At 41.1% G+C, this 9,661-nt stretch carries 11 protein-coding genes; 10 read left to right on the forward strand and 1 reads right to left on the reverse strand.

Features of this window, described 5'->3' with window-relative positions:
- The 9 genes from AC1U9U_RS13690 to AC1U9U_RS13730 all read left to right on the forward strand — a co-directional run.
- Positions 1-520: DAHP synthetase I family protein (locus AC1U9U_RS13690; protein WP_479961112.1), on the forward strand; the 520-nt coding region annotated here is incomplete at its 5' end.
- A 157-nt stretch (positions 521-677) separates the two neighbouring features.
- Positions 678-1,472, forward strand: a complete 795-nt coding sequence (locus tag AC1U9U_RS13695; protein WP_479961113.1) for an alpha/beta fold hydrolase — start codon at positions 678-680, stop codon at positions 1,470-1,472.
- Between the two features lie 433 nt (positions 1,473-1,905).
- Positions 1,906-2,268, forward strand: a complete 363-nt coding sequence (locus AC1U9U_RS13700; RefSeq protein ID WP_479961114.1) for a hypothetical protein — start codon at positions 1,906-1,908, stop codon at positions 2,266-2,268.
- A gap of 60 nt (positions 2,269-2,328) precedes the next feature.
- Positions 2,329-4,080 (forward strand): ABC transporter ATP-binding protein, encoded by a 1,752-nt coding sequence (locus AC1U9U_RS13705; protein ID WP_479961115.1) that lies wholly within the window; start codon positions 2,329-2,331, stop codon positions 4,078-4,080.
- Positions 4,081-4,328: 248 nt separating this feature from the next.
- On the forward strand, positions 4,329-5,417 hold the full coding sequence (locus AC1U9U_RS13710; protein ID WP_479961116.1) for a 6-phosphofructokinase: 1,089 nt from the start codon (positions 4,329-4,331) through the stop codon (positions 5,415-5,417).
- A gap of 129 nt (positions 5,418-5,546) precedes the next feature.
- Positions 5,547-6,050, forward strand: coding sequence for a hypothetical protein (locus AC1U9U_RS13715; protein ID WP_479961117.1), 504 nt, complete (start codon positions 5,547-5,549; stop codon positions 6,048-6,050).
- A 350-nt stretch (positions 6,051-6,400) separates the two neighbouring features.
- Positions 6,401-6,862 carry an Hsp20/alpha crystallin family protein gene (locus AC1U9U_RS13720; protein WP_479961118.1) on the forward strand — a complete coding sequence of 154 codons (462 nt, stop codon included), beginning with the start codon at positions 6,401-6,403 and terminating at the stop codon, positions 6,860-6,862.
- Positions 6,863-7,083: 221 nt separating this feature from the next.
- Complete coding sequence (locus AC1U9U_RS13725; RefSeq protein ID WP_479961119.1) at positions 7,084-8,019, forward strand: DnaJ C-terminal domain-containing protein; 936 nt, start codon at positions 7,084-7,086, stop codon at positions 8,017-8,019.
- A 258-nt stretch (positions 8,020-8,277) separates the two neighbouring features.
- Positions 8,278-8,649, forward strand: a complete 372-nt coding sequence (locus AC1U9U_RS13730) for a GtrA family protein (RefSeq protein ID WP_479961121.1) — start codon at positions 8,278-8,280, stop codon at positions 8,647-8,649.
- Here AC1U9U_RS13730 and AC1U9U_RS13735 read toward each other — a convergent pair.
- Positions 8,646-9,239 (reverse strand): TetR/AcrR family transcriptional regulator C-terminal domain-containing protein, encoded by a 594-nt coding sequence (locus AC1U9U_RS13735; RefSeq protein ID WP_479961120.1) that lies wholly within the window; start codon positions 9,237-9,239, stop codon positions 8,646-8,648. The two genes, AC1U9U_RS13730 and AC1U9U_RS13735, sit on opposite strands and share 4 nt — an antisense overlap.
- Before the next feature lie 322 nt (positions 9,240-9,561).
- Here AC1U9U_RS13735 and AC1U9U_RS13740 point away from each other — a divergent pair.
- Positions 9,562-9,661: twin-arginine translocation signal domain-containing protein (locus AC1U9U_RS13740; protein WP_479961122.1), on the forward strand; the 100-nt coding region annotated here is incomplete at its 3' end.

A 9,661-nucleotide genomic window follows, 5' to 3' on the forward strand; every position in this document is an offset into this window, starting at 1 on the left:
CGTAAGTGGAGTTGACTTGCCCGTAGGCATGAAAAACCCTACCAGCGGAGACATCACCGTTATGTTTAACTCCTTGATCGCCGCCCAAAGCAACCATTCTTTTATTTATAATGGCTGGGAAGTTGAAACTACCGGCAATCCTTATGCTCATGCAATTCTAAGAGGAGCGGTGAATGCTAACGGAGAAAATATCCCCAATTACCATTTTGAGGATCTCATTCACACTGCTCAGGAGTATGAAAAGCTTGACCTAGCCAACCCGGCTATTATTGTGGATGTGAACCATGCCAACTCCATGAAGCGCTATTATGAACAGCCGCGTATATCCCGCGAAGTCTTACTCAGCCGCAAGTACGATTCCTTGCTTAAGAAGATGATCAAAGGGTTGATGATTGAGAGCTATCTGGAGGAAGGAAGACAGGGTATTGGGGAGAACATCTACGGAAAATCCATTACCGATGCTTGCTTGGGTTGGGAAGCAACGGAAAAGTTGATTTACTTTATTGCAGAGAATGTTTAGATAGGGCTTGAAAAATAGCTGGAACATTGACCGCTGACACATTAGAGGTGAATCAGCGGTTTCTCTTTTCGGGAATACTGATTATGGGAATCGCAATACTTCCAGGAATTATCCCTGCTAATTATCATCTGGCCCTATTCGGTAAATGAGGTAAGCTATGCCAATTGCTCAACTTTCAGATGCTCAAATCTATTACTTGGATCAAGGAACCGGTCTGCCCCTAGTCTTTATTCATGGACTTGGTGCTAACCTTAGTTTCAATGAACCCCAGATAAGTTTCTTCAGGAAAAGCTATCGCGTCATTTGTCCGGAATTACGGGGAAATAGTAGGTCTAGTAAACTTACCGGTCCAATCGATCAGATTCTAGACAGCCAATGCCGTGATGTTGCGGTCTTAATGGAGAAAGTAGAAATCCCTAAGGCAGTATTGGCCGGCACCTCTTATGGGGGCGTTTTTTGCCTGAACTTTGCTCTTCGCTATCCGGAGAAGGTGTCGGGGCTGATTATCGCGGATGCTCTAGGTGATACCAAGATTAGCAGTTTTAGAGAGGCACTTCTTATCTGTGCTCAATATATAGGGCTTTGGGGTATCTATCTCCCCAAGCCCTTCCTTAGTTTCTTAGTTAAGAGACATTATAGGCAATGGCCTTTGGCCCAGAGAAAAATAATCAGCTTTGTTCAAGAGATGCGTAAAACGGAGTTTTTGCTTCAACTTTTGGCTATGAATCGGATCAATTTTACCCCTTATCTTAAGCAAGTAAAGTGTCCGGTCTTAGGAATGGCTGGTGATCAGAATAAAGTGGGGGTTCGATGGATGAAAAGTGTCATGAGCGAAATACCGGAGTCTTCTTTGAGAATAGTCAAGCGCTCCTTCGATCCCACGAATCTTTGTCAGCCGGAAATATATAATCGTCTAGTGATGGAGTTTCTGAATAAGATAGGGTGGATATAGTAAGTATAAAGGTCTTCTAGCCGAAGCCTTATAGCCATACTAATAATTATTGAACAAGCTTGATGAAGGTGGTATGATATGGATAATAAGGATAAGACCTCAAGATAAGGAATGGTTAAATTAGATACAGAAAACCAGTCTCATCGGGACTGGTATAATGATGGTAAGTAATTTTTAGCTATGCCTAATATTAGCTTCGTATGTTAAAACCCATAAGATTTATCGCATTGAAAGGATAAACTTATAGAGTTTGTTGGTAAAATACCTAATTTCGATTATACTAGAATCCTTGATAGAATAATTGAAGTAAATAGTTAACCACAACCTCCTCGTATGGAGGTTTATTTATTTTTACTAAAGATCCTATCTAGATATAAGACTAAGCGCGGATGGAGAAAGGAAAAATAATTCAGGGACGAAGAGAGGAACAAATATGGAAAACGTATCAGATGTAGATAAATTAGAATCAATAAAGTCCTTCCAGTCCACAATCAGGAAATCTGAAAGGGCCTTAGCTCAGATGACTGAGAAAGGCGCAAATACTACTTTAGTAGAGAAACGACTTAAAGCACTTTACATAGGCTTAGCATTACTTGAAAATGTATGGAAGCAAAGACCTCATCATTATACCCAGGAAGATTTAGCTGAAGCTCGCCGTGTACTTGCTGGTTTATTGCCATCAATTGAAGGGATATATGCTAAGTCAAAGGCAGGTAGTCCTCAAAAAACGCTATTAAAAAGAAGGATTAAAGCCATAGAGCTAGCTCTTCTCGCGATTGATCTTACCAACAAATAATTTTCAATACAAAAATGAATTATGGTATATTTGCTTTTTGAAAGATTGGAGCCATCAAAAATGAGTATTCTTAAGCGATTTATCAGTTACTATAAACCTTATAAATTTCTTTTTTACATGGATATGTTCTGTGCCATGATTGTATCGGCCATAGATCTCTCCTTCCCGATGATCCTCAGTTACTTGGTGAACACTGTATTTACCAAAGGGAGGGAGCAGATACTCGATGCCATTGCACTGGTGGGCCTTGGACTGTTGGCAATGTATATAATTAAGTATTTTTGCCAGTACTTTATCGTTTCCTATGGTCATATTATGGGGGCCCGCATGGAAACGGATATGCGGAGGGATTTGTTTAATCACATGCAAAAACTCTCCTTTTCCTACTACGATAAACGCAATACCGGGGAGCTCATGTCCAGGCTGGTGGCGGATCTTTTTGATATATCCGAACTAGCCCATCACGGACCGGAGAATCTCTTTATCTCCGCTTTAAAGATCATCGGGTCCTTCTTAATCTTACTTACCCTCAATGTCCAGATGACTCTGACCCTATCAGTGGTTACTATGATCATTATTGTTTTTAGTATTCATAAAAACAGGGTTATGCAGCCGATCTTCAGTGACAACCGGGTAAAGATTGCCAGGGTTAATTCCAGTGTTCAGGACAGTTTAGCCGGGATTCGGGTGGTGCAATCTTTTGCTAATGAAAAGGTAGAAAAAGAGAAATTTGCTAAGAGCAATGAAAACTTCCTTAAGTCTAAAACGAGAAGTTATAAGGTTATGGGTAATTTCCATGCTTGGAACTCCTTCTTTGAGGGGCTTCTTTATGTTGTGGTGGTGGTCACAGGGGGCTTAAATATCGCCAAGGGCAATTTAAGACCTTCCGATCTGGCGGTGTATATCCTCTATATTAATATTTTCATTAACCCCATTGACGTGTTGATTAACTTTACGGAACAGTTTCAAAAAGGCTATGCAGGCTTTAAGCGCTTTGTGGAAGTGCTGGAAACACAGCCGGATATCAAGGATGAGCCCACGGCCAGGCCCTTAACCAAGGTAAAGGGGGATATCGAATACCGGGATGTCTCCTTCCGTTATGATGAAGAATCTCAGGTCTTGGATCAGGTCAGCCTGAAGATCAAGGCCGGTGATACCATCGCCTTAGTGGGGCCTTCCGGAGGTGGAAAAACCACTTTGTGCTCCTTGCTGCCAAGATTTTATGAGGTAACAGCGGGAACCATCACCATCGATGGTCAAGATATCCGTAAGGTAACCTTGGAGTCATTACGCAATGCCATTGGGATTGTCCAGCAGGATGTCTATCTTTTTGACGGTACTATTAAACAAAATATTGCCTATGGCAAGGCTGGAGCCACGGATGAAGAAATAATGGCGGCAGCGAAAAAGGCCAATATTCATGATTTCATTATGTCTTTAGAAGAGGGCTATGACACTCCTGTCGGGGAGCGGGGGGTAAGGTTATCCGGAGGGCAAAAACAACGCTTGTCCATTGCGCGAGTATTCTTAAAGAATCCGCCGATCTTGATCTTGGATGAGGCAACTTCAGCCCTAGATAACGAGAGTGAACGGTATATCCAAAAATCCTTGGAAGAGCTGGCTCAGAATCGAACCACTATTGTCATTGCTCACCGACTTAGTACTATCCGCAATGCCGATGAAATTATCGTTATTACCGATGAGGGCATTAAGGAAAGAGGAAATCATCAAGAACTTCTAGAAGTAAATGGCATCTATGCACATTATTATAAGATGCAATTCGAGGGACTGGATGGTTTGTCATCCTCATAGAAAGCCCGGCTTCGACGAACTTTAAATTTATACACCGCAGAAGGCGAAGTCGTTTGTTGCCCTTGTGTGCCGTGAAACTTATACCATTCAGAATAGCTAACGTAGTGAAGGATCTTACTTTAGTATCAAGATTCTTCGCTTGTGCTCAGAATGACAGTATATTATTAAGGCACCAGGTAATTATGGCCTGGTCGAAAATGGCTTTAAGGTTCGAAAAAATGAGAAGAAAAAAGTGAGGGGAAAAGTAAATGGGAAAAATTAAAAAGTTAGCCATACTTACAGGTGGCGGCGATTGTCCGGGATTGAACGCAGTGATTCGGGCGGCTGTGAAAACTGCCTATTATCAAGGAATCGAGGTTATTGGCATTCAAGATGGGTTCCGGGGAGCGGTAGAAAAGGATTTTCGGACCTTGAGTCTTAAAGATGTCTCCGGAATCCTGCCCCGGGGAGGAACCATTCTCGGAACTACCAATCGAGATAATCCTTTTGCTTACCCTACCTTGGTGGAGGGAGTGTGGCAGAACTTTGATCGCTCCGAGGATGTGATCGAAGGGTTTAAAGAGCAGGGAATTGATGCCTTGATATGCATTGGGGGCGATGGCAGCTTAAGTATTGCCCTGGAGTTTGCTAAAAAAGGAGTAAAAGTAATAGGTGTTCCCAAAACCATTGACAATGACCTGATGTGCACGGATTTGACCTTTGGCTTTCAAACTGCAGTTGCCACGGCTCAAGAAGCTTTGGATCGGCTTCACACTACAGCAGAATCCCACCACCGGATTATGATTTTAGAGGTGATGGGCCGCTATGCCGGTTGGATTGCTCTTTACGCTGGAGTGGCCGGGGGAGCGGACGTTATTCTTATTCCCGAGATTCCCTATCGGATAGAAAGCATTGCTGAGGCAGTCAAAAATAGGGCTGACCAAGGCAAGCATTTTAGTATTATCGTGGTGGCAGAAGGGGCAAAACCTTTGGGTGGGGAAATGGTAGTGGAAAGAAATCTTCCCGGTCGTACGGACCCCATTAAGTTAGGAGGCATCGGGGCGAAACTTGCAGCGGACTTGGAAAACTATACCGGACTAGAGACACGGGTTACGGTCTTAGGACACCTCCAGAGAGGCGGTTCTCCTAGTGCCGTGGATCGGGTATTGTCCACTCGTTACGGGGTCGCTGCGGTAGAAGCGGCTATAGATGGTGATTTTGGCATGATGGTGGCTTTGCAAGGACAAGCTATTGTACGGGTGCCCATGGCCGAGGCGGTTCATAAGCTCAAGAAAGTGAAACTGGATGACCCTGTCTTACAAGCTGCGCGTAGCATGAGCATCGAACTAGGAGATTAGCATACCGATAAATGATTGAAATCTTAATTGTTTCTTAAATAGTAGCCTTTTGGGTTGGTGTATCTTCAGACCAGATTATAATAGTAAGTAACCACAAAGATATCCGGTAAAACAAAAGGAGTTGTTGTAGTGAAGAAGCGTTGGTTTACTTACTTAATGATCGGAATTGGGTTTGGAGTATTTGACTTTTATTATCACAGTTTTCTTTCCAACACTCTTAGACTACAAGAGGTTTCAAGCCTTGGCCTGAGGATAGTCTGGCTATTATTGAGTATCGGTATATGGTTAGTTCCTATTGTCCCTATAGCTTTTCATGAAGTGAAAAAATCCTTATCAATTCTGGGGTCGGTTTTAGCAAGTAGCCTTACTTGGTCCAGTGCCATTATTGCCTATTATCTTACCAATGCAGTTCAACTAGCTTTTATTGGGGTACCGACACGTCCGGAAATGCATATTTCCAATCTGAATAAACAGTTTTTTTGGTTAAATTGGAAAAGCGTTTTTTTCTACGATATTCTGGGGGGTATGGTCGAATGGATTTTTGTTGCCTTGGTAGGAGGTTCGATTTTAGGATTATTAATAAGCATTATTTATTTGCGCTTCGTTAAATCCGGAAAACATAATTTGAGCTAATAATGCCAAAGATTGAGGAGCATTTATGAAAATAAGAAACCTTGAACAAAGGGATATATATAGGGTTTAAGAATTAGAGTCTGGTTCTATTGCGAAAGTATAGGTCAGGCTTTTTTTATTGGAGAGGCATAATAAATTTAACGAAAAAATCGCGAAATATAGACTATAAGCGATCTGGAAGCAGATAGACAGATTTTGTAAAAGGTAAAGGTCAGTAATGGTCAGAATACAACCTTGAGAGAACGGTCAAAAAGAGTTATATTAATGTCAGGAAAGGTCAGATGGGCCCAAAATTTAACTTATTCTTATAGCTGTTTTACTTTTCATCAGAAATTTTGGAGGTGTTGTATATGTTTAATTTAGTTCCTAGGTCTCGTGGTTTTATGCCAATGCCAAGGATGTTTAGCGATGTTGAAAACTTATTTGACAGTTTCTTTAAAGAGCCCTTCTTCAAGGAACCATTTTATCCTGAATTTTTTCAATCTAGTGCCGACATGAAATTAGATATTCGCGAATCGGAAAAAGAATACATTTTGGAAGCTGACCTTCCTGGATTAAAGAAAGAGGACCTATATTTAGAATTCGCTAATGATCTGCTGACTATCGCAGTGGAAAGAGATGAAGAAGTAAAAGAAGAACAGGAAAATTATCTGCGCAAAGAACGACGGATTCAATCCATGTCCCGCAGGATTCCATTTACCGGTGTGAAGGAACAAGAGATCAAAGCCAAATACGAAAATGGGGTATTGCAAGTGACCTTACCGAAAATAGAGGTATCCGAACCTAAGAAACAGCAAATCAACATCGAATAAAGCATTTACCTAATGAATAGGGGAACGGCTCTGTTCCCCTTATCTACATATATTAAGTAGGTGGATAAAGGAAACTTGCTTGAGGTGGGTTTTTTGTATAGTGGCGGTTAGCAATGGATAAACATAAGTAAGCAGCGAATATTTGAGATTAATAAGGGTTAACGAAAACCCGAAGAAATACGATTAACTAGTTAGCTAACTATGAAGGGTGGGGATGCCTTATGCAATATAAAGATTACTACCAAATTCTCGATGTGGATAAAAAGGCGACCTTAGATGAAATCAAGAAGGCCTATCGTAAACTCACTAAAAAATATCACCCGGATGTGAATCCGGGCAATAATGAGGCAGAAGAAAAATATAAAGAAATTAACGAAGCCTATGAAGTTCTAAGTGATCCAGAGAAACGAGAGAAATACGATAACTTTGGCAGTGAGTTTAATTATCAAAACGGTTATAATTTCGACCCCTCCCAATTCGGGTTTGGGAAAACCGGACATTATGAATTTAGAACGACCGGTGGCGGTAATTATAGCGATTTCTTTAATATGTTCTTTGGTGAGGGTGGTCTGGATCTAGAGAATCTCTTTGGCAGGTCTCACGGAACAAAGGCTGGCCGAGGGCATTCCCAGTTTGCCTATCCGGGAGAGGATATTGAATCGGAGTTAGCTATCAATTTGGAAGAAGGCTTTCAGGGGGCTGAAAAGCAGATAACCCTTCGCAGTAGAACAGGGCAGAAAAGCCTCTCCGTAAAAATTCCCAAGGGTATCAAAGAAGGAGAAAAAATTCGCCTTAGGGGGCAGGGAGAACCAGGAATAAACGGTGGAGAAAACGGAGATCTTTATTTAAAAATTCGAATTAATCCCCATAAGAATTTTACCTTAGAGGATATTAATTTGACTACTACCATTGATATTCTCCCTTGGGAAGCTGCCTTAGGTTCGGAAGTAACCGTAAATACTCTGGATACTACCTTAAAGGTAAAAATTCCTCCAGGGATTCAAACAGATGGTAAGATTCGTGTAGCAGGCAAAGGGTATATTGATCGCAGCGGAAACCGAGGTGATCTTTATATTAGAGCCCGCATTGTTAACCCGAGTAGGATCAGCCCGGAAATGAAGACGCTTTATGTGCAACTTAGGGGTCTTAGCAAGTAGATTGCATTTAGCCCGCTGAAAGAAGTCTCGTTCAATCGATATACCCGATAATTTATAATGAAGAGCATCGGCTCCAAAGGATTTTCTCGTTGTTTTAAAGTTCATTAATTAGTCAATAATCTAAGAAGAAAGCCTTAAAGGGCTAAGTCCCAATGAATACTCAAAGGTGGGGTAGAACTCTATCTCAATCATCCTGGCCGATCCTCAACATCCTTCCACCTGTTCTTTGATGTGATTCTTATTGCCCAGACTTTATATATGGGGGAGAATACCATATTTATTAAATACCTTATAGTCGGTGGCTCCACGGCACTTCTGGAACTTTTATTATTCATGTTTTCACGGAGGGTTCTAGGTTTTCATGTAGCCTTTGCGAACATTTTAGCCATGGGAACTGCCACAGCTGTCAATTTCATGATGAACCGCAATTGGTCTTTTCGGAGTACTGCAAGGGTGAGCCGTACTCTTGTTTTGTATCTTTCATTAATCTTATTTAATATGATCTTCACCACAGGGATCATAACCCTTTTGGTTAGCAGGGGCGTGGTGGATTTTTGGGCAAAATTCCTCATGATGGGAGTAGCAACAATTTGGAATTTTGTTCTTTATCGGAAAGTGATTTTCGTTTAATGAAAAATCTCAAGTCTATCCGAAGGGTGACGTAATACGGTTAGATCATGTTCAAAGACATGTTTCAATTCTTCTGGCAACACTGTATCTATTAATTCTGCAAACTCCTCCGGGGATTCTTTCATGCCGTCTTTAGCCCAATTAAAAGTCAGTTCTGAGCAGATAGAGGCCGTAGCATTAATCTGAAAAAGCAACAAGTTTGTGGGAGAGATATTAAGGTAATTGGTCAGTGTATCCACAAAAAGGTCATTGGAATAACGAAATGCATATTTATTGATGGCATTATAATCCTCGGAATAAATGGCATTGGTATAAATCGCTCTTTCATTATACAACCCCTCAAAAAGTTTAGCATGAGCCATCCGCCAAGTGAGAGTACGCCCAACTTGTTTAAGGGTGTTTTTTGCCAAGAGATCAAAATGCCAGGTTATCACCTCATACTTATCTTGAAAATATCGGTAAAAAGTCTGACGAGATATGCAACAAGTCTCGCAAAGCTGTTTGGTGGTAATGCGATCAAGGGTGGTTCTTTTCAGAAGCTTACCGAGAGTATGAAAGATAAGCCATTGTACTTCATGATATTCCTGCATCTTCCTCGCTCCTTAATAGATGATTTCACTGCAAACTACAGTGCACCCAACATTAAGTGAAAGATTCATGTGAAATAACAACGAGGTTTTTTGAGTTACAAATTGAGTGAATTGTAACTTTATGAGTAAAGATATGATTGTTATAATTATAACATACGAGTTCACAATTTGATCACAGTTTTTCCGCTTAATTTCCTTAAATAGGCCGATTTTTCTAAACCACTTTGCAATTGCATTCACTATCACAATTAAAAGGGGGAGTCAAACTAGCCTAGCACTAAAAATTAAAGGAAAAGGTTAAAGGTGAAAGGAGATCAAAAAGATGTCAGAGAACAAAAAACTTTCCCGGAGGGATTTTTTAAGGAACACAGGTATCCTAGCCGGAGGCGCAATGGTCGGCAGCTCATTATTAGCTGGCTGTT

It is taken from the genome of Desulfitobacterium sp. (assembly GCF_982384815.1).

Excerpts from the sequence above, each read along its gene's own strand:
- AC1U9U_RS13700 (WP_479961114.1), top strand. The coding sequence starts at position 1,906 with ATGGAAAACGTATCAGATGTAGATAAATTAGAATCAATAAAGTCCTTC.
- AC1U9U_RS13735 (WP_479961120.1), bottom strand. The coding sequence starts at position 9,239 with ATGCAGGAATATCATGAAGTACAATGGCTTATCTTTCATACTCTCGGT.
- AC1U9U_RS13695 (WP_479961113.1), top strand. The coding sequence starts at position 678 with ATGCCAATTGCTCAACTTTCAGATGCTCAAATCTATTACTTGGATCAA.
- AC1U9U_RS13705 (WP_479961115.1), top strand. The coding sequence starts at position 2,329 with ATGAGTATTCTTAAGCGATTTATCAGTTACTATAAACCTTATAAATTT.
- AC1U9U_RS13710 (WP_479961116.1), top strand. The coding sequence starts at position 4,329 with ATGGGAAAAATTAAAAAGTTAGCCATACTTACAGGTGGCGGCGATTGT.
- AC1U9U_RS13730 (WP_479961121.1), top strand. The coding sequence starts at position 8,278 with ATGGGGGAGAATACCATATTTATTAAATACCTTATAGTCGGTGGCTCC.
- AC1U9U_RS13725 (WP_479961119.1), top strand. The coding sequence starts at position 7,084 with ATGCAATATAAAGATTACTACCAAATTCTCGATGTGGATAAAAAGGCG.
- AC1U9U_RS13720 (WP_479961118.1), top strand. The coding sequence starts at position 6,401 with ATGTTTAATTTAGTTCCTAGGTCTCGTGGTTTTATGCCAATGCCAAGG.